Annotated in this window: 22 protein-coding genes and 1 pseudogene; 7 read left to right on the top strand and 16 right to left on the bottom strand. The window is 65.3% G+C overall.

Annotated features, from left to right (window positions below; translation table 11 throughout):
• Positions 1-3 precede the first annotated feature (3 nt).
• The gene (locus tag FO470_RS02135) at positions 4-201 is read left to right on the top strand and encodes a hypothetical protein (RefSeq protein WP_144341271.1); all 198 of its coding nucleotides are present in this window, start codon (positions 4-6) and stop codon (positions 199-201) included.
• Positions 202-429: 228 nt separating this feature from the next.
• Here the strand turns inward: FO470_RS02135 and FO470_RS02130 are convergent, their stop codons facing one another.
• The 3 genes from FO470_RS02130 to FO470_RS02120 are packed head-to-tail and all read right to left on the bottom strand — an operon-like array spanning position 430 to position 3,844.
• A complete protein-coding gene (locus FO470_RS02130) occupies positions 430-1,347 on the bottom strand; it encodes a plasmid partitioning protein RepB C-terminal domain-containing protein (RefSeq protein WP_144341270.1) in 918 nt (305 codons plus the stop codon).
• The gene (locus FO470_RS02125) at positions 1,347-2,249 is read right to left on the bottom strand and encodes a plasmid partitioning protein RepB C-terminal domain-containing protein (RefSeq protein WP_144342019.1); all 903 of its coding nucleotides are present in this window, start codon (positions 2,247-2,249) and stop codon (positions 1,347-1,349) included. Before FO470_RS02125 ends, FO470_RS02130 begins: the two co-directional genes overlap by 1 nt.
• The gene (locus FO470_RS02120) at positions 2,249-3,844 is read right to left on the bottom strand and encodes a recombinase family protein (RefSeq protein ID WP_246659445.1); all 1,596 of its coding nucleotides are present in this window, start codon (positions 3,842-3,844) and stop codon (positions 2,249-2,251) included. Before FO470_RS02120 ends, FO470_RS02125 begins: the two co-directional genes overlap by 1 nt.
• Before the next feature lie 74 nt (positions 3,845-3,918).
• Here FO470_RS02120 and FO470_RS02115 point away from each other — a divergent pair, with 74 nt between their 5' ends.
• Entirely contained in the window at positions 3,919-4,299 is a 381-nt protein-coding gene (locus FO470_RS02115) for a hypothetical protein (protein ID WP_144341269.1), read from the top strand.
• A 63-nt stretch (positions 4,300-4,362) separates the two neighbouring features.
• Here FO470_RS02115 and FO470_RS02110 read toward each other — a convergent pair whose 3' ends face one another.
• A complete protein-coding gene (locus tag FO470_RS02110; protein ID WP_144341268.1) occupies positions 4,363-4,755 on the bottom strand; it encodes a hypothetical protein in 393 nt (130 codons plus the stop codon).
• A 375-nt stretch (positions 4,756-5,130) separates the two neighbouring features.
• Between FO470_RS02110 and FO470_RS19460 the strand changes: the two genes are divergently transcribed.
• Entirely contained in the window at positions 5,131-5,526 is a 396-nt protein-coding gene (locus FO470_RS19460) for a hypothetical protein (RefSeq protein ID WP_186291805.1), read from the top strand.
• Positions 5,527-5,922: 396 nt separating this feature from the next.
• On the opposite strand, the gene FO470_RS02100 is transcribed toward FO470_RS19460, so the two are convergent.
• The 4 genes and pseudogenes from FO470_RS02100 to FO470_RS02085 form a co-directional block, all read right to left on the bottom strand.
• Entirely contained in the window at positions 5,923-6,693 is a 771-nt protein-coding gene (locus FO470_RS02100) for a DUF6065 family protein (protein ID WP_144341267.1), read from the bottom strand.
• 120 nt (positions 6,694-6,813) lie between these two features.
• Positions 6,814-8,316 (bottom strand): hypothetical protein, encoded by a 1,503-nt coding sequence (locus tag FO470_RS19635; protein WP_246659444.1) that lies wholly within the window; start codon positions 8,314-8,316, stop codon positions 6,814-6,816.
• A gap of 261 nt (positions 8,317-8,577) precedes the next feature.
• Positions 8,578-8,754: pseudogene (locus FO470_RS02090) on the bottom strand (autotransporter outer membrane beta-barrel domain-containing protein); the annotation flags it as partial.
• A 647-nt stretch (positions 8,755-9,401) separates the two neighbouring features.
• Complete coding sequence (locus FO470_RS02085; RefSeq protein ID WP_144341266.1) at positions 9,402-10,115, bottom strand: response regulator transcription factor; 714 nt, start codon at positions 10,113-10,115, stop codon at positions 9,402-9,404.
• A gap of 170 nt (positions 10,116-10,285) precedes the next feature.
• On the opposite strand from FO470_RS02085, the gene FO470_RS02080 reads away from it, so the two are divergent.
• Together FO470_RS02080 and FO470_RS19630 are read left to right on the top strand one after the other, a co-directional pair.
• Positions 10,286-12,205, top strand: a complete 1,920-nt coding sequence (locus FO470_RS02080) for a sensor histidine kinase (protein ID WP_144342015.1) — start codon at positions 10,286-10,288, stop codon at positions 12,203-12,205.
• 139 nt (positions 12,206-12,344) lie between these two features.
• Positions 12,345-13,418: a transglycosylase SLT domain-containing protein gene (locus FO470_RS19630; RefSeq protein WP_246659443.1), complete on the top strand. Its 1,074-nt coding sequence runs from the start codon at positions 12,345-12,347 to the stop codon at positions 13,416-13,418.
• 86 nt (positions 13,419-13,504) lie between these two features.
• Here the strand turns inward: FO470_RS19630 and map are convergent, their stop codons facing one another.
• The 6 genes from map to FO470_RS02045 form a co-directional block, all read right to left on the bottom strand.
• Positions 13,505-14,275 carry a type I methionyl aminopeptidase gene (gene map, locus FO470_RS02070; RefSeq protein WP_144341265.1) on the bottom strand — a complete coding sequence of 257 codons (771 nt, stop codon included), beginning with the start codon at positions 14,273-14,275 and terminating at the stop codon, positions 13,505-13,507.
• Positions 14,272-14,484: a ParD-like family protein gene (locus FO470_RS02065; protein WP_144341264.1), complete on the bottom strand. Its 213-nt coding sequence runs from the start codon at positions 14,482-14,484 to the stop codon at positions 14,272-14,274. Before FO470_RS02065 ends, map begins: the two co-directional genes overlap by 4 nt.
• A gap of 137 nt (positions 14,485-14,621) precedes the next feature.
• The gene (locus FO470_RS02060; protein ID WP_144341263.1) at positions 14,622-15,371 is read right to left on the bottom strand and encodes an SDR family oxidoreductase; all 750 of its coding nucleotides are present in this window, start codon (positions 15,369-15,371) and stop codon (positions 14,622-14,624) included.
• A gap of 77 nt (positions 15,372-15,448) precedes the next feature.
• Positions 15,449-16,381 (bottom strand): AraC family transcriptional regulator, encoded by a 933-nt coding sequence (locus FO470_RS02055; protein WP_144341262.1) that lies wholly within the window; start codon positions 16,379-16,381, stop codon positions 15,449-15,451.
• A gap of 72 nt (positions 16,382-16,453) precedes the next feature.
• Positions 16,454-16,882, bottom strand: coding sequence for a lysozyme inhibitor LprI family protein (locus FO470_RS02050; RefSeq protein ID WP_144341261.1), 429 nt, complete (start codon positions 16,880-16,882; stop codon positions 16,454-16,456).
• Between the two features lie 93 nt (positions 16,883-16,975).
• Complete coding sequence (locus tag FO470_RS02045) at positions 16,976-17,899, bottom strand: LysR family transcriptional regulator (protein WP_144341260.1); 924 nt, start codon at positions 17,897-17,899, stop codon at positions 16,976-16,978.
• A 120-nt stretch (positions 17,900-18,019) separates the two neighbouring features.
• Between FO470_RS02045 and FO470_RS02040 the strand changes: the two genes are divergently transcribed.
• Positions 18,020-18,760: an SDR family oxidoreductase gene (locus tag FO470_RS02040; protein WP_144341259.1), complete on the top strand. Its 741-nt coding sequence runs from the start codon at positions 18,020-18,022 to the stop codon at positions 18,758-18,760.
• Between the two features lie 28 nt (positions 18,761-18,788).
• Complete coding sequence (locus FO470_RS02035) at positions 18,789-19,703, top strand: SDR family oxidoreductase (RefSeq protein ID WP_144341258.1); 915 nt, start codon at positions 18,789-18,791, stop codon at positions 19,701-19,703.
• Positions 19,704-19,778: 75 nt separating this feature from the next.
• On the opposite strand, the gene FO470_RS02030 is transcribed toward FO470_RS02035, so the two are convergent.
• Together FO470_RS02030 and FO470_RS02025 are read right to left on the bottom strand one after the other, a co-directional pair.
• Complete coding sequence (locus FO470_RS02030; RefSeq protein ID WP_144342013.1) at positions 19,779-20,264, bottom strand: DUF4189 domain-containing protein; 486 nt, start codon at positions 20,262-20,264, stop codon at positions 19,779-19,781.
• Positions 20,265-20,480: 216 nt separating this feature from the next.
• Entirely contained in the window at positions 20,481-21,785 is a 1,305-nt protein-coding gene (locus tag FO470_RS02025; RefSeq protein ID WP_144341257.1) for a cytochrome c, read from the bottom strand.
• Positions 21,786-21,796: the final 11 nt, after the last annotated feature.

Here is a 21,796-nt window from a genome sequence, read left to right as displayed (position 1 = left end):
CCCATGAACGCCATCCTGCAGTTCGGCGCGGGCTACCGCACCTACATCATCGCCGCGACGCTGATCCTCGTCGTGATCGTCGAGAAGGGGCTCGGCATCGACGTGCCTGGCGTCGATGTCGGCTCCGATTGGCTCACCCAGATCCTCGCCGCGCTCGGCCTCGGCACTCTGCGTGCCGGCGTCGGGAGCGCACCCAAGTGAGCGAAAAAAGGGGCGTGCCGACAATCCCTGGTCCGGCACGCCCCGCGCCGCATCGAAATGCCGGTGCAACCCGGCAGCGGCCGGCGAAAACTCAGCCGGCCTTGTGGGCTCCGAACGGGTTCGCCGCCATTCCCACCACCGCGCTTGATCCGCCCCACCGTGCGGCTTCTCCCGCGGTCCCCGCGCTTATCGGGTCCGGGTCCCCATCGTCGTCGCCAAGACCGGCGGTCAGGACAACTCGGCCGGCATGGTCGACGTCATTTCTGCAATCGTCTGAAACTCCCCGACAAACTCGGGGCGATGCATCATCAGGTAGCGGACGATGCGACCGTTCCCGAGCAGCTTTGCGAGATATCCTTTGACGACGGTGAGCTGCAGGTGGTCCTTCCCGTAGGAGTCCTGGATCGAGGTTATCGCTTCCTGCAACCGACTGAGCTCGCTCTCCATTCGAGCCATGGCCTCCGGCGTCAGACCCTTGAGGCGTTTCGATTTGCTCGTGTCGACGAGCTGGGACTGCGGGGTGCCGGCCAGAATCGCCGAGATGTAGGCGACCGAGTAGTTGTTGGCGTTGACGAGAAGCTCGGCGGCCTCGATCTGGCGGAGCGTTTTCATCTTCCGCAATGTCTCGAAGACGCCGATGGGGCATGGCTTGTCTTTCAGGAGCGCGACGGCCTCCTCGCAAATCCCGTCCAGCAGCCGCACCTTGCGCTGCACACTCTGGACATTGATATCGAGCGCCTTGGCAATCTTCTCCTCGGGCACGCCGCGCTCGATCGCACGCCTGATCATCTTGTGTTCCTGAACGGCCGCGAGCCGGCTGATCCGCTTGTTGTAAGTGAACGCCTCGTCGTCTGTTGAAATGAGGCATTCGACTTCGGTTATGCCGAGGTCCTTCAGAATCTCGATCCGCAAATGCCCATCAAGCAGCAGGAAGGTTCCGGATTTGCTTTTGTCGCGGGCGACCACCGGCGGCTCGACCAAGCCGACCTCACGCACCGATGCGGTGATCTGCCGGTATTTCTGACTCGCCTTCACCGTCTTGCGCAGCGTGTGAACCGGCAGGATCGCGCTAATCGGCAGGACGACGAAGTCTTCTTCGAAGGCGATCTTCACGGTGTCGGATGGGCGATGCGGCTCGCGTTTCATCAGTTCGCCCCCGCGACCAGCCGGCTCTCCAGCCAAGCGGGCATGGAATCCAATCCCTCTGCACGCAAAAGCGTCAGGAAGTGCTCGTCCTCGCGCAGAGCACGGAACGCCTCCACCACAAACAGAAGCCGATTCTGCGTGACCTCCGCCTTCTTGATCATCAGTTTCTGGCGATCCGCTTCCTGCCGATAGACCCGGACAAGCGCATCGCTCGTCAGTGGTCGCTGGACCTTGCGGCCGAACGGGGTTTCGTCGACATGGCGCCCACGGCGCTTGCGCTGCTGCAACAGCCGACGAACGGCAGCGAGCTTTTTGCCCCGCAGCTTCTTCTCGGTGTAGGCGTCCATCAGAGCGCGTTGTGCGCCCTCATCGTCGGTGCGCGAGATTTCAATGGCGAGATTGAGCGGTAAGAGCCCCGTTTCCACCGCCGAGACCAGACGCTCTTCACCACGCTCCAGCAGCCCGGCGATCATGTTCACGTATTCCGGGCTGACGCCGATCTTCTCGGCGATCTGACGGTCGTTGTAGCCGCGGCGGCGCAGCGTCCCGATTTCCTGCATCAGATCGATCGCTCGATGCTGACGACGAGCGCAATTCTCGACCAGGCTCATCACCAAACATTCATCCTCGTTGGCGTTGATGATGATGGCCGGGATCTCGCTCTGCTTGAGCTGGATGAATGCCTCCAGCCGTCCTTGACCGCATACGAGATCATATTCCGTCGGATCGCTTCCTGGCCGTCTGCTGACCGTGATGGGCCGCTTCAGTCCGACTTTGGCAATGTTGTCGACGATCTCCTCGAAGTTGCGCCGATTGCGCGCGCGAGGATTCAGCACGCGCACCCGCTCGGTCGGGATGAGGGCTACCTGCTTCTGGCTCCCGTTCACTATATCGCCTTGCATCAAGCCGCCTCCGAAAAATAGGCCCGCCCGGCCAGCGCATAGAAGAAATCGAGCGTTTCAAAGCGATAGGCATCGAGCGCCAACCCATTCTGATGGGCCAGACGAAGGCGTGGCAGGCTCATGTCGATGCCTGGCAGAACGTAGTAGTCGAGGGGCGCCTTGTTCTCCTCGTTCATCCTGACCGCAATCGTGATGTCCGGGACGAGACCGACGTCGAGCCGGATTCGCCATCGCAACGATCCCGTCTGGGTTTCACAGCAGCGCGCGATGACAATCGAAGCCGTGAATTCGTCATTCACGCGGATCAGATCACTGATGGGATCTCGCTCGGACCGCCCGCCTGCCGCGGCAATTCCGGCCATAACGTCCGCGACGACCTGCGGATGCGCCTCGCGCAAGGCGCGGTTGACTTCGATGTAGCGGTAGTCGCGATCGGGCTCGTAGCCGATCAACTCGTAGGCTCGCAGCAGGCTGCCGAAGCGATACCGATATGCGCTCGACGACGGCATGTCGTCGTGCTCGTCGATCACGATGCCCGACAGGCTGCCATATTCTTCGAGCAGGGCTCGGAGCATCGCCAGCAGCTCTTCGTCGGAATAGTGCCGGCTGCGCGCGTCAATGATCGCGCGTGCGCGCTCGAAAAGCGCCTGATCGACGACCGGCGAGTACGCGCCTTCAGCCCGGATCCACATCTCTCTCGGATTGACGACGCGCCGTTGCTTCAGCTTGAACGAGACCTTGTTGTAGACGTTATTGCCGATGTATTTTTCGTTGGTCAGGACTTGATGAACCGCCGCCCGCGTCCACGGCCGGCTGAAGTCCGTTATGATCCCGTCAGCGTTCAGTGCAGCCGCGATTTCTCTCTCGGATCGCCCCTCATGCACGAACAAGCGATACATCCGCTGGACAGTGTCGACCTCCTCGGTCGGTCCTGGAATCAGCACGACACGGTCGGTCTGAAGGCTTTTTCGATCGCCTCGCCCAAGTTCGCCCTTGGTGTTGCCGTGCTCGTCGATCAACACACGGCGCAGGCCGTAGCCTGGCGTACCGCCCTGCCGAAATCCGAGTTCGACCAAGCGGCATTGGCCCGCAAATACCTTGACTGAAAGCTCGCGACTGTACTCGCCCGCCATAACGCGCTTGACGGTTTTCAGCAGATTGGAACCGATGCTACCGTCGTTCTCGAACTGCTCCCCGCAATAGTGAACCCGAATGCCGGCGCGGGAGCAGATGTGCTCATGATAGGCGCCTTCGTCCGCGTCCTGGAAGCGGCCCCAGCGACTCACGTCGTAGACAAGTATCGCTGAGAATCCGGCGTGACCGGATGTGACCTCGGCCATCAGGCTTTGCAGCGCCTCCCGTCCATCGAGACGAAGACCACTTCGTCCGGAGTCCTCGAAGACGTGCAAAATCGTCAGACCACGCGCTACAGCATACTTCTTGATGACGTCGAGTTGGTTCTCCGTCGAGTACTTCTGATGGTCCGTCGACATGCGCACGTAGGCGACGGCGGCAATATCGTTGCCGGCATCATCATCGACCTTACGTTTTGGCTTCGAGAGTTGCCCTTTCAATGCTCCATCCTCACGCGGCACTCGGTCGTATCTCGTCGTTCCTGCAACGCCTCCAGCTCAATGCCCTTCGCCAACTTAAAGCGAAGGAGCGTGGAATGTCGTTTCCGAAAAAGGGCAAGTCCTTTCCGGGCAATGGGTTGAATGGTGGCGGGCCGCAGTCGAGCGAGACGCGATTCGCCGTGGAGATTGCGTCTGCGTTGAAGCGGTCGCTCGGTTCAACTCATGCTGCCGTGAAAACGGCTGCAGCTTGGACCGGAGCCAACGAACGAACCGCGAAGAACTGGTTCTCTGGGCGCTACGGTCCGAGCGGGGAGCATCTCGTCGCTCTTGTCCGGCACTCCGATGAGGTGCTTCATGCCTTCCTGGGCATGGCTGGACGCCCCGATCTAATCGCCGCTGTCAAACTTGCCCATCTCGAATATGCTGCCGAGGATCTCCTGGCAACCATCAGAAAGCTGAACGACAGAACCATGTGATGATAGTGGTCAAGGCATGTTCGATCGGATGCTCGTATGTTGCCTTGACCATATATTCAAAAATCAAACTTTGTCTTGCAGCACCACTGAAATGGCCTTTGAATCACAAATTATAGACGATTTGGCTAGGCGAGCATGGATCAGATCGAATATCCGAATAGCGAGACGTGGGAGGCCCGGCGCGCGTGGTTTGATGCGGAGTTCGATATTGAACGACGCGGTGGCGCATACGTTGTTGGTGAGCACGCAACTGCACTGCTTGTGGATCTGCAATCCGTTTTCTGTGCGGGCGCATTCATCAGCACGATTATTTTGTCTTGCACTGTAGTTGACGCTCACCTTCGAGAAGCAGAACTCGGTCAGGAGTTCGACGGAGGCATGCAGGCGGCCTTTGCCAATTCTGACTTTGCAGGTGATCTTGAATGGTTGCGAAGGGAGCGCAATGCTCTGGTTCATTTCAAGCCGTCTAGAGGACCAAAGATAATAATCGACGACCATTACAGCTCACGATCGGATCATGAGACAAATGCGAGGCGTGCAATCTCTCTCGTGGCAAGCGTCGTTTTCGAGAACCCGTGGGTCTGATCTGGGAGCGCGTGGCCTTGCGCCGTAGTTCGGCCTGTTACGAGAAGAACGTCCGCATCCAGTTTCCCATCCTCCGCCAGCCATTCACGTAATTGATATCACTGAATATTCAGCCTCTGGCGCGTTGCGAGAGCCGCCGGAAAGCGCGGCACGTTTCCGGTTCATGGTTGTCTCCATGGCGCCGGACCTGACTCGGAAAAGGGCCGCCGAGGTAAGGCCTTTGGGGATATTCTCTCGCGTGCGGCGATGCAGTCCGGTTTCGCGAGAAATGAGCGCACCGCCGGTTTGAACCGCGAACTTGCCGGGCAGGATTGCCGGAATACCAATCGGCGTCCGGTATGGGATGTCGTCTTGGTTTTGCGCTCGACGCGCTGCTCGGCGCAGCGGCCTCCCGGCGACGCTGGCACGGCTGTCCGCGCGAACCGCATCGTGACCGTGGCGAACGAGGCCGAGCGTCGCGCAACCCCGCTCGAAGCCAACTCCAACGGAATCACCGAAGGCAAGTCGGACGGATGGCGCTTGATCTACTGCACCGGCTCGGAAGGCGAGCAGCTCGAGTTCGTACAGGCACTGGGTCCGGTCAAGCAGACCTTCGACGACGCGCTCGAGGCGCGGCGCAAGATGGTGTCGGCAGCGCGCTGAGCGCAAGGAGACCGGCCATGCCCCGCAAGCTCCCATCCCGTGCAGCGCCGGCAGCATTGGTCGCGGCCGCGCTCCCCACAGGTGCGACCGCCCGAGGGGCTGACGGCGTGCGCTATGCCGACATTCCCGCCGACGCCTATGCCGTCGTGGCCCAGCTTCGCGCGCCTGCCGGACCTCGCCGATGGCGGGGTCAGCGTGATCCGCATGGGCATCCTGGAGAACACGGCTTTGGGCCGCTGACGAAAAGAGGTTCGGGGGCCTGCCAACTCCATCGGGGCGTCAGCTTTCAGGCAAAGTACCGATGTCGGCTGGGGCGCTGAGTGACCCGCTCCCCGCTTTTCCAGCTCCCGCGGGCCGAAATGCGGGGTGCGCCTCATCCGCTGGGCCAGAGCGGGCTCAGTCTTCCGACGCGGGCGGCTTGTCGGCCCAGATGGGCGCCTTGAGGTTGCGCTTCACGCGGTGATTGTCGCCGGCGACGGAGTTACCGCTCGGCGAGCGGCCGACGAGATAGTTCTTTTGCCATTTCTGTTCATTGGCCAGGGGATCACCGAGGTCGATGGCTGCGCTGAATTTCGTCCGCTCGCTTGTCCAGGATTTGTATTCCCTGTTCAGTTCGGCATTTTCGGCGATGCGGTGGATCACCGGTTGCACGCTCTCGATCGTGACGGCCGGCACCAGCGTGATGAAGCAGAAGGGCTCTCCCTTCTCAAAATGCACCGTGCAGGGGCGCGTGAACTTCCAGTTCATGGTGAAGGTGAACGGCAGCCAGCCGGTTTCGACGATGCCATCGAGCGGCTGGATCCCATCCTTGAGACGGTTGGGAGAGCCACGAACCCACATTGTCCAGTCGGGATCGGTCCTGAAGAGATAGCCGGGGTGGAAACTCAGGATTCCGTGGCCGAAGAACAGCCCGGTGTGGCGCAGATTCACGCCCGCCTCGTGCGGGCGGAGAATGACGTCCTGCTTGCCGTTCCATCCGGTCCAGGTGGCCGAGAAGCCGACGGGATTCAGCACCTCCCACCCGGAAGCGTTGGCAATGGAGAGGGGCGTGCAGCGGTAAGCGAAATGCTGGTTGGTCGCGTCCATCCAGTCCCGATCCGCGGCGGCCGCCACCAGCTGCGGCGAAGGATCGTGCAACGCATAGCACTCGAGTTTTGGTCCCGTCATGGTCAGCCTTCGCAATCAAATCGGGCGTCGAGCAGCCCGTCGCCCGACCGAGACGGGCTGCTCGTATTGTGCTGCCACGCCAGCGGCTGCATTCGATTTCGGCCGCTGGCGTCAGAAGCTTCAGGGACCGGGAGGTCCGGGAGGGCCGGGGGGACCGGACGGGCCAGGACTGCCCGGGACGCCGGGGGACCCTTCCGGACCGGGCGTACCGGGCTCGCCGCTCGAACCGGGTGTACCGGGGAGACCGTCCGAACCGGGGGTCCCGGGAAGACCATCCTTGCCGGGCGCACCGGGGGCGCCGGGATCACCGTTCGAACCGGGTGCACCGGGAAGACCGTCCTTGCCGGGCGTACCGGGAGTGCCGTCCGAACCGGGCGCACCGGCAGCGCCGGGCGTTCCAGGTGTTCCAGGTGTTCCAGGCGTTCCAGGATTGCCCGGCGCTCCCGGCACACCGGGCAGACCGACGACAGCCGCCTTCCGTGCCTTCGGCAGATCGCCGACGTCGAAGCCGAGATAGCTCGGCATCAGATCGCCGCGATCCCGCTGCTTGAGCGAGCGTCCACCGGGCTGGCTGGGAGCCTTGGCCGGGATGTAACCGTGCTCCTTCGAGAAGTAGCCACCGGTGCTTGTCGAAGGCGCCGGCGTGCTGCCCGAGCCGAAATAGACCCGGATGCCCGCCAGGACCGTGAAGTCGTCGCCCGAGTAATGATCGCCGTAATAGCCGTAATCCGGGCGCTCGGTGCTGTACGACGCGTCGAGGAACAGTGACGCCGCCGTTCCCCCTCCAAAATCGGCCAGGTATTCAAGGCCGCCGACAAGCTGATTCGCGCCGTTCGTATAGCGATGGCCGATGCTCAGCTTGAAGTCGTCTGTCGCGTACCAGGCCAGCCGGATGTCGTCGAAGAAGCGCGCTTCGCTCTGGCCATAATAGCCAAAGGCATCCCCGCTCCCGAAATTGTTCCACTCGACGCCGACGATACCCTGCAGGGTGAATTGTCCGAGATAGAGCTGACCTTCAAGGCCGCCCTTGAAATCGTACATTCCGGAATTGGCAAAGCCGTTGGAGTCGAAGCCCCAGTCTGCGGTGCCGTAGAGGTAGCTCCCGTAAAGACCGAGCGCGCCAACCTCGGGATCGCGCCAGAAAAGGTGGGCGGCCGCGCCGGCAATGCCGTTTTCCTCGGCCATGCCACCCAGAGCATCGATCTGGAAGCCGTATCTGTCGCCGAGTGGGACGGCGAGTGAGCCGCCGACCTCGCCGAAGCCGGCTCCGTTGTAGCCGCCGCCCGCTTCCACGCGCACGTTTGTCGTACTGACGGCGCGTCTCGGATCAGGCGGCGGGTTGAAGCCGATCGGGCCGGAATCGATGCTTCCGGTCTGGACGCCAACCGCCGGGGCCGCGGCGAATGCCGAGTTCCTTGACTGTTGAGATTTGAGCCGCGCAATTTCGCCGTTTGCGGCTCCGAGCTTGTTTTCAAGAGCCCTCTGCTTCGTCTGAAGCTCCTGAATAAGCTTGAATAATTCCTCGTTCGACGCCGTCTGGGCGAAGACCGGGCCGGCCATTCCCAACACGCACACAATCGCCAGCGCAGAGCAACTGCGCCGCAATTCCCTTTTCAAAGGCATGGTAAGTCGCCCCTAGAGACCCTGGATGATTTTGCTTTCTACTCGACCAGGAACTTCGTCGGCGGCCACCCCTACGCACCACGCTCCTCTACAGCGCAGATGGAATGACATTCCCGCTCCATCTTTATTATCATATATATTTATACTTATTTACAATGTCACTAACTGTCACTTGCTGACTGTTCTAGTCAGCCGGTTACACTATGGGTACTCTTAACTTTCCCGTTCGCAATGCCATCGGCCAGACGGGCTGCCCTCGCAGCGCCGGCCCGCTTCCACCGAGAAGGCGTAGCCGAGGCCGTCGAGATTCTTGGCGAGGGTACCCGCCAGATCGGACTTCAGGTCGCTCTCGTACCACGTCACCGAGGCCTGGCCGTCGACGTAGAAGCCGTTATTGCCGTACCAGGTCAGGGTCCCGCCGACGCCGTAGCCGGTGGTGTGTCGCCCGTTCCACGGTCGACGGCATAGATGCCGGCACGGTCATCAGATACCTGCATCATTGAGTGCGGTGGAGGTGTCGCGGGCAGCCGGGCCATGGCGCCATTACAAAGCGCGCCGTCCCGATGCCGGGCGGCTGAAGAATTTATGAGAAGGCTGAGGGAGGCTTCGGAACGGCGCTGCGGCCAGACTGTTCCGAAGGCGGAAGCTGCATGGCTCGCGGGCCATGAAATTCAGGCCGGATCGGGTGGACAACCGATCCCGCGGACGGGCCCGCAACCTGAACCCCCGGGAAGAACAGGGGCGTGGCCGACGACGAACCCGGGCCACGTGCAGCAGCCCCGCCGAGAAGACCGAAATTCTTCGCTAAATCCAGGCTTGGCAAGTAAATGGCTCCGCGCTCCACACTGGCAAGTTCGGGCATCCATCTCGCGATGTGCGCGACGCATCTCTGCCTTCGCATGCCTAGAACGCGAATTTTTCTCCCATTTTTAGTGTATTTTTGTTCAATATTATTAAAAATCGTAGATAATGTCATATAATGACCACCTGCCGACACCTTGTGTGTCAGCGGCAATAGTCGACGGATCGCCCTCCACAGCAAGTGGAACGGACGCTTTCTCTAGGTGAGATTTAAGGTGACGCGTCTAGTCGGTGAAGGCGAAGCCCACCCCGCGAACGGCATGCAAAGGAAGCCGCATGTTGGCTTTCTCGGCCCTTCGACGCAGGCGGCTCGCAATGGTGTCAAGGTGCGCGTAGTTAAAGTCATGGACGTCGGCGCCCAGGGCTTCGACGAGAGCGTGCCGCGCTACGGTCTCGCCGCGCTCACTGAACAGGCGCCCCAGGAAACATTGTTCCGAGGTGGTCAGGCGGAGACGATGGCCGATGCCGTCGGTGAGCACCCAGCCACCTTCCACCAGCGCCCATCGGGGCGTTGGGGGCGGCAAAGGGGCGCGGTGCCTGCCGAGGCGCTCGTTGAGCGCGACCACGGTGGCGGCAAGCTCCCGAACATCGATGGGTTTGACGAGGTAAGCGTCCGCTCCCTTCTTGAGGCCATTCACCCGGTCGTCTATGGAGCTTCGGGCCGTCGCCATGACGATCCCGACCGATTGCGAAGCCCGCAAATGGGCCGCGATGGACAGACCATCCTCGCCGTCCAGACCAATGTCGAGAATGACGATGTCGGAGGGCTTGGCGGCGTAGGCCCGGTAGAGGGCCGCGGCACTGTGAAAGCCGTGCACGTCCAGGCCCAGCCTGGATAGGCCAAAAACCATTTCCTCGCGAAAATCCCCGTCGTCATCGACAAGATAAACGAGGGGGGAGATCGCGTTACCGCCCTGTTCGGACACTTCATCGATCATCAACGGCATCCTCCAGTGCGGCGCTTCCAAGGTATTCGATTACATCTAAGCATTGCGCTGTCCATCCTGTTTGGATGCTTGACAACACAAACGTCACAGGCACTGACGCTGGATCCGGCGGACGGCGTCGATGCTCCGGTTTCACTCAGTGGCCACCTCGCTTGTCTTTCATGACCCCAGCAGCGCTCACGATCGACGGCGTTGCTTCCGGGCATTTCGTGCGCCGGGTGACGCTGGGCGTTGCCGCGACTTGGTTGGCGTTGATGGCTGGCCTGGGTTGGTGGATGTCGCAGCGCATCATGACAGCGCAGCTCAACAGCCTAGCGGCCAGCGCCGAATATGAAGCCGAAACGACCGCACGTGTCGTCGACCGGCTGTTCACGGAATTGACCAGCGTGGCCAATATGGTGGCGCACCAGAATCAGGTGGTCCAGCTCGCCAAACGCTATCGCGTCGATCCGCCCGGACTGGCCGAATTGACGCGTGAAGAGCGCGCGGCAAAGTTCACGAGCGACCCGTTGGTCCGCAGGGTGGGCGATTTCATGACCCGGCTGTCCAATGATCTGCGCTATGCCCGAATCTACTTGAACAATCTGTCGCACGATACGGTGATCGCCAGCCAATGGGCCGAGTCCTTCAACATCGTGGGGCAGATCTATACGGGTCGTGCTTACCTCATCGACGCGCTGCGCGACGGCAAGGGGCAACAATTCGGCATTGCTCGCCTGACCCAAACGGCGTCCTACTTCGTAGCCAGTCGTATCAACGATATTGACGACATGCCGCTGGGCTCAGTCACGGTAAAGTTCGACGCACCGGATGTGGCGCTCTATCTGACAGGACAACACATTTCGCTGATCGTGAACCTTCAGGGACGTGTGACCACCGCTTCGTCCGCGCCATTCATGCTGCGCAATGTGGCGGCGCTTCTGCCGCCGGACACCTTGCGATCTGGGGACGGCAACGAGGGACCGGGTGAGCCCATGGACGTGCGCGCGATGCCCGGCATGGGCCAAGCCGATCAATGGCTCATCGACGGCCGTCCCTATTTGGTACGGCGTCAGCCGTTAATCAATACGCAGTACCAGTTGCTTACGCTGGCTGCGCTCGACCATCTGGCGCCGATGCGCCGGCAGCATTTTTGGATGGCCGGATTTGCGGCGGCATTCGGCCTGGCTTTAATCCTGCTCTCGGGTCTTGTGGCCGGACAGCGTGCCGAGCGTCGTTTACGAGCGGAACAGAATCGCATTATCGCTATTTCCCAGGCAGCCGAACGTGATCTGACGATCAAGGTGCGCGAAAGGACCGCGGAACTCGCGGAAAGAAACACCTCGCTCAACGCCGAAGTGGACCGGCGCCATCTGCTCGAACTCAAGCTCAGACAGTCCCTGGACGCAGTGAACGACGCCCTGGCTCAGCAACGGGACTTCGTGGCGTTGGTGTCGCACGAATTTCGCGGCCCTCTGGCCGTGATCTCGGCCGCTGCGGACAATCTGTCTTCCGTGGACAGTACCGACAACACCCGGCTACGCACCACCCGGATCCGCCAGACGGTCAAGAGGATGTCGTTGCTGATCGAAAACGTCCTGGCCGGCGACCGGCTCCATGGCGGACAGAAAGCTTTTCCCACGACCGGCTCCGTCGATGTGAACGAGGTATTGCGCACCGTGAAAGCGGGGCTGGATGACGATGCCGCCGGACGGGTCAGCTTTATCGACGGTGGGGGCGTCACGGTGAAAGGCGACCGGAATCTGCTGGAGATCGCGGTCCAGAACCTGATCCAGAACGCCATGAAATACTCCGCCGCGCCGGGTCCCGTGACGGTACGGCTGTCGACGGATCAAGGCGTGGCTTTTGTACATGTGACGGATCAGGGCACCGGCGTGGCGCCCGGAGATCGCGAGTTCATATTCATGAAATACTATCGCGCCGTGGGCCAACCGGCGAACGGCTCCGGCCTGGGCCTCTACATTTCACGTGAGATCGCCCGCCAGCACGGCGGCGACCTCACGCTGGCCGCCAGCGACAGGAACGGTTCGACATTCTGCCTCTCGCTGCCCATCGAAGGGGCGGAGGCATTGACCACGTAACGCGCTTTCCCCGGCGATCTGCAACGCGATCGGGAGCTTGTGGCCGGACCGTGCGGGACCGTTGCCGGTGCGCAGCGTTTCGGCTGTTAACGAATTGTGCTAGAGACGCGGCGTGGAATGGCGAACGACACAGCAATGGATGGGCGGAAGGTTCCCTGCGGCGGCGGTGCTCGCGCTGGCGGGGGCGTTCCTTTCCGGCCCGATCTCCGGCTCGTCGCCGGCATGGGCCGCGGCTGAATCCGGGCCGGCGCGGCCGGCTCACATCGTGCTGCTGAAATCCTCCGCCGCGACGCCCCGGAATGTCTGGCCCTCGATCGACGGGGCCATGTCGGCCGGGTTCTCCGCGCCTGCCGCCTATGATGCGACGGGTCTTGTCGCTCCTTCCTATGCGGGGTGGCTGACCGATCCGCCGCGCCGGCCCTCGCCCGGCGGGACGTTCGTCGCCCGCGCGCAGGCGACCTCCGGGATCGAGGCGATCCAGCAGAGCATCGCCGCTCCGCCGCAGGTTCCGTCACAGGTCCTGCCCTCCGGCGCCTTGAGCTCCTTCGCCCCGATCGAGTCGTCCGTCCCCCTGCCGCCGAAGCGGCTTGTCGAGAAGCGCGAACTCGTCATGGCGGCGCTGGCGCCGCTGCCGCCGAGGCGCCTCTCCGAACCGGCGCCGGTACCGGCCGCGCTCGTGGAAGCCGCGCCGGAAGAGGCGGCGCCGTCGCGTGACGCCGCGGCCGGCCAGAACGCGACCGGAGAGGACGCGATCGGCGAGGACGTCGCGGCCCCCGTGGGGAATGCGGCGGCGCCCATCGACGACGCTCCCGAGCCCGTCAGGGGCCGGCTGACCGCCGAACGCGCGCCCCCGCATATCGAAGCCCTGATCGAGCGCCACGCCCGGCGTTTCGACGTCCCCGCGCGGCTCATACGCCGTGTCGCCTGGCGGGAGAGCAAGTTCGATCCGAGCCAGCGCCACGGGCCCTATTGGGGATTGATGCAGATCCGCGTCGATACCGCGCGCGGGCTCGGCTTCCGGGGCGCGCCGCGCGATCTGCTCGACGCCAACACCAACATGACCTACGCGGTCGCCTATCTCGCCAACGCCTACCGGGTCGCCGGCCGCGACGAGAAGCGGGCGGTGATGCTCTATGCCAGCGGCTATTACTACGAGGCCAAGCGCAAGGGCATGCTCGGTTCGCTGATCCGTACCGCCTCCGCCGAGGAATAGGCCGCGAGCGCCTTCACGGCACCCGGCGGCTTCCGGCCATCCGAAGACAAGGTCCGGTATCCCTCAGGACGGGCCGGCGTCGCGGTTCATGCGGCGGGCCGTGCTTCCTCCGGGCGCAGCGTCAGCACGCGGACGCCGTCGCGCGTCACCGCGACGGTGTGCTCGAACTGCGCGGAGAGCTTCCCGTCGGTGGTGACGACGGTCCATCCGTCCTCCTCGGTCCGCACCGTCCGGCGCCCTTGATTGAGCATGGGCTCGATCGTGAACACCATGCCCTCGCGCAGGGCGAGGCCGGTTCCGGGCTTGCCGAAATGCAGCACATTCGGGGCTTCGTGCATCTCCCGCCCGATGCCGTGGCCACAATAGTCGTGCACCACCGAATAGCCGTTCCGCTTCGCGTGCCGCTCGATGGCGTGACCGATGTCGCCGAGCCGCGCTCCCGGCCGCACGGCGCGGATACCCTTCCACATGGCCTCATAAGTGGCGCGCACGAGTTGCCGCGCCGCCGGCGCGACGTTGCCGATGAGGAAGGTCTTGCTGGAATCGGCGATATAGCCGTCCTTCTCGAGCGTGATGTCGAAATTGACGATGTCGCCGTCCTGCAGGATCTCGTCCTTCGACGGCACGCCGTGGCAGACGACCTCGTTCCTCGAACTGTTCAGCACGAAGCCATAGCCGTACTGGCCCTTGCTGGCGGGCCGGGCGCCGAGCCGGTCGACGATGAAGGCCTCGACGAGGTCGTTGACCTGCAGCGTGGTCGATCCGGCGAGCGGCTGCCCGTCCAGATAGGCGAACACCGAGGCGAGCAGGCGCCCCGACTCGGCGAGGAGTTCGATTTCGGCCGGCGTCTTCGTCATGCCGCCGCCGTCGGGAGAGCCCGGGCGTCGACGCCCGCCTCCTTCAGCTCGCGCGCCACCAGCTCCTGGAAGGTAAGGCCGGGGTTCAGCTCGCAGAGCATGCCGATCCTGATCCAGAACGCCGCCTGGGCGTTGATCGAGCGAAAGGAGGCCCGGCTCGCCCGCCGCAGCTGCTCGTGCAGCTCATCCTCGATATTGACGATCCCCACGCGACCGCTCCTATATATTTCGTATATATTCCATATATGCGCACGAGCGGCGCGGCAAGAGGGCGTGCCGAAGGAACGGCGATGGCGGCCGGGCGCGCCGATAGCCGGCCACGGCCGCGTCCGCCGGAACCCGTCCCTCAGCCGAAGCGGGCCTCGTGCAGGGCCGCCGCATCCGCTCCGCCGGGAAAGTGGAGCCGGCCGGTCGTGTCGTTGACGGCGGCCCACACCGCCTCGGCGACGTCCGTCTCCTTGGTGGTCAGCGCCGGATGGGCGAAGCCGGCGAAGATCGGCGCCGCGAAATCGGCATAGGCGGCGGGGATGAGATCCTCGATGCGGACGCCGGTGTTCTGCGCGAAGCGGGTCGTCGGGCCGTATCCCGGCTCCACCAGCTTGGCGCGGATGTCGAAGTGGCCGAGCTCATGGGCGAGCGAGCCGGTGAAGCCTTCGATCGCCTGCTTGCTGGCCGTGTATGCCGCCGCCAGCGGCATGGCGGCGAGGGTGACGGTCGAGGTCACGTTCACGATGACCCCGGCCCGGCGCGCGCGCATCTGCGGGATCACCGCCTGGCACATGGCCATCACGCCGAAGGTGTTGGTGTCGAAGATCTTGCGGATATGCGCCATCGGCGTGGCCTCGAAGGCGCCGACCACGCCGATGCCGGCATTGTTGACCAGCGCGTCGATGGGCCCCGCGGCCTCGACGGCCGCGGCGATGCTCTCCGCGCGGGTCACGTCGAGCGGGAGGATTCTCAGCCTCTCCGAACGCGGCAGGACATCGGCGTCCGGCGTGCGCATGGTGGCGACGACATTCCAGCCTTCGGCCAGGAAGCGGCGGGCGGTTTCCCGGCCGTAGCCGGAAGAGGTGCCGGTGATCAGTATCGTGGGCATCGGGGGCTCCATCCGTTCTGGGGATGGGCCTCTTGTTAAGGCCGAATGATCGGACGATACATAATCCGAAGTCCAGACTAAATTTCCAACTGTCCAGAAAACGGCACGGCCCCACCGCCGGTGCGGGCGAATTTTCCCGGCGGGCAGCCCAGCCGCTTGCGGAACGCCGTGCTGAAGGCACTGGCGGATTCGTAGCCGATCTCGCCGGCGATCCCTTCCAGCGTCTTCGTTCCCCGGATCAGCGCATCCTTGGCGAGCGCCATCCGCCAGCGGGCGAGATATTCGATCGGCCCGCAGCCGAGGACCTCGCCGAAGCGGGCGGCGAAGGCGGAGCGGGACTGTCCGGCGATCCTGGCGAGATCCGCCACCGTCCAGCCGGCCCGGACATCCGCATGCAGGGCGCGCAGGGCGCGGGCGAGGGCGGGGTCGCGCAGGCCGCTGAGAAGCCCGGCCCGGCCGTCGGCCGCCGCGATGCCCTGCCAGCGGAGCGCCTCGACGAGCAGCACTTCGAGCAGGCGCTGGAGCACCATCTCGCGGCCGGGTTCCTCGCTGGCGCATTCCTCCATGATCAGCCCGATCATGCGGCCGAGCCGGCCGGTCCGCCCGTGCGCGGCGGGGATGTGGATCAGGCGCGGCAGCAGCGCCAGCAGCAGCGGCGCGTTGACCGGCTCGATGCGGAACGTGCCGCCGAGCGATTCGAAGTCCGCCGCGCCCTCCGCCTCGCCGTGCCGGACGGCCACCTCCATCGGCGCGCGCGGCACGCCCTCGACGCCCGGATGGCTGCTCAGCGTGAAGGCCGGGGTGGAGGGCAGCAGGAGGAAATCCCCCTCGCGCAGCGCCATCGGCTCCCGGCCCTCGAAGGCAATCCAGCATTCGCCCTTCAGGATGAGGGTGAAGCCGGGCGCGTCATGGGCGGCGTAGCGCACGCCCCAGCGGCCCCGCCCGGTGATCGGCTTGGAGATCGCGGTATGGGGCCGCAGCAGCGCGATGATGTCGCTCAGGGGATCCATCGGGACGATCCATAATGATCTCAGCTTCCCGATTACTAGGCCGTCCACAACGCCCTGTCGACAGCCCGCGCGCTATTGCGGCGGCACCGGGCAGCTCACATCGCCTTCCTCGCATGCGAGATAGGCCTTGAGCTGCTCGTTGCGCTGCCGCGTCAGCTCCGTCCGGCAGATGGCGAGCGTCATCGGGTAGAGGCTGCCGCCCTCCGCCGCTGAGGTGGAGAAGCCGCATTCGGCGTCGCGGAACGCCACCCAGGCGCGCTCGGCGGCGACCAGCCGCTTCCGGGTATCGGCATCGTCGCCGAGCCGCTTCTCGATCTTGCGGAAGTTCTCGTTCAGCTCCTTGTCGATGGCGGCGAGGGCCTTGCCGTAGCATTCGGTCATCGTCGACTGGGCGCTCGCATTCGCGCAGTCATCGGACGCCCGGACAGGCGCCGCCGTTCCCGCGGCAAGAAGTGATATCGTGATAGCGAATGCGGATAATTTGACAGAAGCGGCGATCATCCCTGTTTTCCTTCACCTGCGGGGCCGAGACGGGCACGAAGATGCTGAGGCGAAGCATCCCGCCGGGACGATAATCGCAGCCGCCTGCTTCGTCTATTTGACCGCGCCTCGGCGCGGATCGCCCGGCCCGCCATGGCCGGCGAAGCGGCCGGCGGCCCAGTCGAGGAAGACCCGCACGCGCGGGGAGAGTTGGCGGCTGCGCGGATAGAGCAGCGAGACCGGCGCCGGGGGCGGCGGGGTGTCGGCGAGCAGTTCGACCAGCGCCCCGCTCGCCAGTTCCTTCTCGACATGGAAGCGCGGCACCTGGGCGAGGCCGAGCCCGAGCCGGACGCCGAGCAGATAGCTCTCCGGCCCGGTGACGGAGAAGGGCGCCGGCAGCTCGATCCGGCGCAGCGTGCCGCCGACCTGGAACGCGACCGGCGTCAGCGCCCCCGAGCTCAGGAGCCGGATGCCGACGATGCGGTGCCCGGCCAGATCGTCGAGGGTGGCCGGCGTGCCGAAGCGCTCCAGATAGGAAGGCGCGGCGCAGGTCAGGCGCTCCAGCGTCGCCACCCGCCGCGCGGCGAGGTCGCTCGCCGGCAGCTCGCCATAGCGCAGCACGCAGTCCACGCCCTCCTGCACCGGATCGACCCAGCGGTCGCGCTCGCTCATCGACAGCTCGATCCCGGGATGGCGGGCGAAGAAATCGGGCAATCCCGGCAGGAGGAAGTGCCGGGCGATGGTCCCCTGCACGTCGATGCGCAGCATGCCCTTCGGCTCGGCATTGCCGAAGGCGCCCTCCGCGTCCTCCACGTCGTCGAGTATGGCGAGGCAGCGGCGGTACCATGCCTCGCCGTCGAGGGTCGGGCGCACGGTGCGGGTGGTGCGCTGGAGCAGGCGCACGCCGAGCCGCTCCTCCATCTGCTTGATGACGGTGGTCACGGTGGAGCGCGGCACGTCCATGTCGTGCGCGGCCTCGGTGAAGCTGCGCCGCTCCACGATCCGGGTGAACAGGCGCATCGCGTCGAGGCGGTCCATGGCGCCACCATTGTTCGTTCTGATTGAATAGAAATGCCGAAACTAACGCGATTATCTCATCCGGGACAGGTGGCATATCCACCCCGTCGCCGTGGTGGCGACCGAGCAATGGAGGACATCATGAACACCGATCATCGGAAGGTGGCGATCGTCACCGGTGCCTCGCGGGGCATCGGCGCGGCGGTGGCCGAGCGGCTGGCGCGCGACGGCTTCGTCGTCGTCGTCAATTATGCGGGCGGCGCGGCGGAAGCCGAGGCGCTGGTGCGCAAGATCGAGGCGGCGGGCGGCCGTGCGGTCGCCGCGCAGGCCGATGTGAGCGATCCGGCCGCCATGCGCCGCGTCTTCGACAGCGCCGAGGCGGCGTTCGGCGGCGTCGACGTGCTGGTGAACAATGCCGGCATCATGAAGCTCGCCGCCATTGCGGAGGCCGACGACGCGCTGTTCGACAGCCACGTCGCGGTCAACCTGAAGGGCACGTTCAACGCCCTGCGCGAGGCCGGCAAGCGGCTGCGCGAGGGCGGGCGGATCATCAATTTCTCCACCTCGGTCATCGGCCTGCGGCTGGAGAAATACGGCGTCTATTCCGCCACCAAGGCGGCGGTCGAGGCGCTGACGGCGGTCATGTCGAAGGAGATGCGCGGGCGCTCCATCACCGTCAACGCGGTGGCGCCGGGTCCGACCGCGACCGCGCTGTTCCTCGACGGCAAGTCGCCCGAGCTGATCGACCGCATGGCGAAGATGAACCCGCTGGAGCGGCTGGGCACGCCGGAGGACATCGCCGCCGTCGTCTCCTTCCTCGCCGGCCCCGAGGGCGGCTGGGTCAACGGCCAGGTCCTGCGCGCCAATGGCGGCATGGACTGAGCGGCCCGGAACGCGAAAGGACAGTCCCATGGAACGCAGCACGGACCGCAAGATCGTGCTCATCACCGGCGCGTCCAGCGGCTTCGGCCGGCTGACCGCCGAAGCCTTGGCGCGGGACGGGCACACCGTCTACGCCTCGATGCGCGACATCGCCGGGCGCAATGCCGGCACGGCCGAAACGTTCGCCCGCCTCGCCGGGGAGAGCGGCGCGGACCTGCGCGCCGTCGAGCTCGACGTGCAGTCGCAGCCCTCGGTCGACGCGGCGGTGGCGCGGGTGATCGCCGAGGCCGGGCGCATCGACGTGCTCGTGCACAATGCCGGGCACATGGCGTTCGGCCCGGCCGAGGCCTTCACCCCGGAGCAGTACGCCCAGCTTTACGACAGCAACGTGCTCGGCACGCAGCGGGTCAACCGCGCCGTGCTGCCGCATCTGCGCGCGCGCCGGCGGGGCCTGCTGGTGTGGGTGTCGTCGTCGAGCTCGGCGGGCGGCACGCCGCCCTATCTGGCGCCCTATTTCGCCGCCAAGGCGGCGATGGACGCCATCGCCGTGCAATATGCCCGCGAGCTTTCGCGCTGGGGCATCGAAACCTCGATCGTCGTGCCCGGCGCCTTCACCTCCGGCACCCATCACTTCGCCCATGCCGGCTCGCCGGCCGACGAGGCGGTGGCCGGCGAGTACGAGGCCGGGCCCTATGCCGGCTTCGGCGCGCAGGTGCAGAAGGCCTTCGCGGAGATCGTGCCGCCGGATGCCGATGTGTCGGCGGTGGCCGAGGCGATCGTGCGTGTGGTCGACGCGCCCTTCGGCCAGCGGCCGTTCCGGGTCCATATCGACCCGGCGCAGGACGGCGCCGATGTCGGCTTCGCGGTGCTCGACCGGCTGCGGGCGGAGATGCTGCGCCGGGTCGGCCTGTCCGACCTGCTCACGCCGGCGATGCCGGCCTGAGCGGCGGCGACGGCAGCGCCGACGGGGGGCGGGCGCCCCTCCCCGCCGGCCGTCTCGGTGTCCGCCGTCAGCCTCTCAGGTGCAGACCCACTCGCGAATCTTGCAGGTGCTGCCGCGCGCGTCGCATTTGCTCAGCGCCTTGTCCTCGGCGGCCTTGCGCGTGGTGGCCGACGCCGCCGCCCAGGGGGTCGAGGCGTTGGCCGGCGACAGCGGCGAAGCCTGCGCGTCGACGGCGAGCGCCGCGCAGTGATTATAAGGGAAGCCGCTGCCGTCATCGTCGTCCCAGTGACGGTGATTGCGGAACACGGTGACGACCGAGCAGCTCTTGCCGCCGGCGTTCTCGCAATATTTGAAGGCGGTCTCTTCCGCCTCGCGGCGCTTGTCGGCGCCCCAGAAGAAGCCGTGCTTGCCGTCCGTGCGCGAATAGGCGATGGCGCCCCAGATGCCGGACTGCGCCACCGGCGCGGCGGCCGGCGCCTTGGTCGGCAGGTCCGACGACCATCCGGCCTGGCCGAAGGCCAGAAGGAAGCCCAGCGCGGCGGTGGCGGTCTTGCTCTTCATCATGATCGTACCCCCCGATCGGCACAGTCCGCCGGCCGTCGCCCGTTCGTCGGGCCCGGCGCGGCGTTCCGCACCTTCAAAGCGGTAGGGGGTCGTCCGGTCCCCCGGCAAGCCGGGCGCCTCACTTTACGGTACGTATCTTCTATTCCGCGCGTTTTGGGACAGGATGCGTCAGCCCTCAGGAGCTGCCCTCAGGAGCTGCCCTCGGGGGCCGCCTCAGGAGCCCCCATGTCCCCGCTCCCGCAGCTTCGCGATATCCTCGGGCGTCACAGCCGGCTGCCGGCCGCCCCAGCGGGCGCGCATCCAGTTGGTGAGATCGGCCAGCTCGCGGTCGTCGAGCAGGTCGGCGAAGGGCGGCATCGCCTCCATGCGCTCCAGCCCGGGAAAGCGCTGGGCGGGGATGCCGTTGAGCACCGCGCGCACGAAGTTGCGCGGGCTTTCCAGGCGCAGAGAGGCATTGGTGGACAGGGGCACGGCGACATGCGGGATGCCCTGCCCTTCCGCGCCGTGGCAGCCGGCGCACAGATTGAGATAGGTGCTGCGCGCCGCGCTGGCGACCGGCGGCGCCACGTCGACCGGGGCGGGCGCCGGCGGCGGCGTGGAGGTGGCCGGCATCGCGTCGAGGTCGAACAGATAGGCGGCCATCGCCTTGAGGTCGTCGTCGGTCAGGTACTGGGTGGAGAAATGGACCACCTCGAACATCTGGTGCGTCATCGAGCCCTGCGCCGAGACGCCCGATTTCATGAAGGCGGCGAGCGTCGCCGGGTCGAAGCCCATCCGCGTGAGGCCCTCTTTGGTGATGTCGGGGGCTTCCACGCCCTCGATCACCGCGCCTTCGAGATAGGCGCCGGGCTTCATGCCCTGCAGCAGGTTGCGCGGCGTGTGGCACTCGCCGCAATGGGCCAGCGCGTCGACGACGTAGCGGCCCCGGTTCCAGACCTCCGAGCGCGCGGGATCCGGCTCGAAGCCCGAGCGCCGCAGGTTCACGAGGTTCCAGAAGGTCAGCGACTGGCGGATGTTGAAGGGGAAGGAGAGCTGGTTCTCGCGGTTCGGGACCGGCATCGGCTCGCGCGTCATGAGGAAGGCGTAGACGGCGTCGACGTCCTCCTCCGTCATCTCGCGATAGGAGGCGTAGGGCATGGCCGGGTAGAGGTGCCGGCCGCCCTTGGCCACGCCGTCGCGCACCGAGCGGTGGAACTCCGCCCGCGTCCAGGCGCCGATGCCGTGTTCCTTGTCCGGCGAGATGTTGGTCGCGTAGAGCGTGCCGAAGGGCGTCTCGAAGGCGAGCCCGCCCGCCCAGGCCGGGCCGTCCTTCGCCGTGTGGCAGGCGTAGCAGTCGGCGGCGACCGCCACATAGGCGCCGCGCTCGGCGAGGCGCTGCATCTCCTGCGCGCTCAGCGGCGTGTCGACGTCCTTCGACACCACGCTCGTCTCGAGGGCGCCGAAGAACACGCTTGCGACGGCGACGGCGCCGATGACCACAAGGGCGGCCGCCGTGAGCAGGATGGTCCGCTTCGTCATGGCGTTCCCCC

Origin of the sequence: Ancylobacter moscoviensis (assembly GCF_007559435.1) — a bacterium.
GTDB lineage: Bacteria > Pseudomonadota > Alphaproteobacteria > Rhizobiales > Xanthobacteraceae > Ancylobacter > Ancylobacter moscoviensis.
This window is presented reverse-complemented; position numbering and strand designations above follow the sequence as displayed.

Excerpts from the sequence above, each read along its gene's own strand:
- FO470_RS02135 (WP_144341271.1), top strand. The coding sequence starts at position 4 with ATGAACGCCATCCTGCAGTTCGGCGCGGGCTACCGCACCTACATCATC.
- FO470_RS02130 (WP_144341270.1), bottom strand. The coding sequence starts at position 1,347 with ATGAAACGCGAGCCGCATCGCCCATCCGACACCGTGAAGATCGCCTTC.
- FO470_RS02125 (WP_144342019.1), bottom strand. The coding sequence starts at position 2,249 with ATGCAAGGCGATATAGTGAACGGGAGCCAGAAGCAGGTAGCCCTCATC.
- FO470_RS02115 (WP_144341269.1), top strand. The coding sequence starts at position 3,919 with ATGTCGTTTCCGAAAAAGGGCAAGTCCTTTCCGGGCAATGGGTTGAAT.
- FO470_RS02110 (WP_144341268.1), bottom strand. The coding sequence starts at position 4,755 with ATGAACCAGAGCATTGCGCTCCCTTCGCAACCATTCAAGATCACCTGC.
- FO470_RS19460 (WP_186291805.1), top strand. The coding sequence starts at position 5,131 with ATGCAGTCCGGTTTCGCGAGAAATGAGCGCACCGCCGGTTTGAACCGC.
- FO470_RS02100 (WP_144341267.1), bottom strand. The coding sequence starts at position 6,693 with ATGACGGGACCAAAACTCGAGTGCTATGCGTTGCACGATCCTTCGCCG.
- FO470_RS19635 (WP_246659444.1), bottom strand. The coding sequence starts at position 8,316 with ATGCCTTTGAAAAGGGAATTGCGGCGCAGTTGCTCTGCGCTGGCGATT.
- FO470_RS02085 (WP_144341266.1), bottom strand. The coding sequence starts at position 10,115 with ATGATCGATGAAGTGTCCGAACAGGGCGGTAACGCGATCTCCCCCCTC.
- FO470_RS02080 (WP_144342015.1), top strand. The coding sequence starts at position 10,286 with ATGACCCCAGCAGCGCTCACGATCGACGGCGTTGCTTCCGGGCATTTC.
- FO470_RS19630 (WP_246659443.1), top strand. The coding sequence starts at position 12,345 with ATGGGCGGAAGGTTCCCTGCGGCGGCGGTGCTCGCGCTGGCGGGGGCG.
- map (WP_144341265.1), bottom strand. The coding sequence starts at position 14,275 with ATGACGAAGACGCCGGCCGAAATCGAACTCCTCGCCGAGTCGGGGCGC.
- FO470_RS02060 (WP_144341263.1), bottom strand. The coding sequence starts at position 15,371 with ATGCCCACGATACTGATCACCGGCACCTCTTCCGGCTACGGCCGGGAA.
- FO470_RS02055 (WP_144341262.1), bottom strand. The coding sequence starts at position 16,381 with ATGGATCCCCTGAGCGACATCATCGCGCTGCTGCGGCCCCATACCGCG.
- FO470_RS02050 (WP_144341261.1), bottom strand. The coding sequence starts at position 16,882 with ATGATCGCCGCTTCTGTCAAATTATCCGCATTCGCTATCACGATATCA.
- FO470_RS02045 (WP_144341260.1), bottom strand. The coding sequence starts at position 17,899 with ATGGACCGCCTCGACGCGATGCGCCTGTTCACCCGGATCGTGGAGCGG.
- FO470_RS02040 (WP_144341259.1), top strand. The coding sequence starts at position 18,020 with ATGAACACCGATCATCGGAAGGTGGCGATCGTCACCGGTGCCTCGCGG.
- FO470_RS02035 (WP_144341258.1), top strand. The coding sequence starts at position 18,789 with ATGGAACGCAGCACGGACCGCAAGATCGTGCTCATCACCGGCGCGTCC.
- FO470_RS02030 (WP_144342013.1), bottom strand. The coding sequence starts at position 20,264 with ATGAAGAGCAAGACCGCCACCGCCGCGCTGGGCTTCCTTCTGGCCTTC.
- FO470_RS02025 (WP_144341257.1), bottom strand. The coding sequence starts at position 21,785 with ATGACGAAGCGGACCATCCTGCTCACGGCGGCCGCCCTTGTGGTCATC.